This window comes from Bacteroides muris (ex Afrizal et al. 2022) (genome assembly GCF_004793475.1).
Lineage (GTDB): Bacteria > Bacteroidota > Bacteroidia > Bacteroidales > Bacteroidaceae > Bacteroides > Bacteroides muris.
Map to the genome: position 1 here is coordinate 1 of NZ_SRYZ01000133.1, position 552 is coordinate 552.

1 protein-coding gene is annotated in these 552 nt (G+C 45.5%); it reads left to right on the forward strand.

What is annotated here, in order from left to right; translation table 11 throughout:
* Positions 1 to 202: transposase family protein (locus tag E5355_RS19195; protein ID WP_136011569.1), on the forward strand; the 202-nt coding region annotated here is incomplete at its 5' end.
* Between the last annotated feature and the right edge of the window lie 350 nt (positions 203 to 552).

The following is a 552-nucleotide window of genomic DNA, read 5'->3' on the forward strand; positions in this document are numbered from 1 at the left end:
CGTGATTTCCCATGGTTTTACTGATGAGAAAGTGATTCAGGACTTTCCTCTTCGTGGCAAACCTGTTTATCTCCACGTAAGACGTCGTCGCTGGTATGACAAAGCTACCGGGGAAACGTTTTCTTATACCTACGATGATCTAACTGCCGAAGGAACGAAACTCACTCCTGAGTTCGTTGCTTTTTTAAAAGAAGAAGATTGAAACTACCCCGGCCAGCATAAGCTCCATAGCAGATGCTTATGGGGTAAACGGTAAACAGTTAACTTCCCAATACAAGGAGTTTATCAGCGCATACCGACAGTGGGACCAGCTAGGTCATGCCTCAGAATATGTCCTGTTCAAACAAAACATAGGTCCCGGCCTTTGTATTGACGAAACTTCTTTGAGCTGTGGAGAATTATACACAGTTGTCACTAACCGTGCTGGACGTGGTGGCAGAGGTACACTTGTGGCCATGATACGTGGCACGAAGTCTGAAGACGTCATAAAGGTGCTTGAAATGATTCATCTCTCCAGGCGCAAGACGGTCAAAGAGGTTACTTTGGATCTTT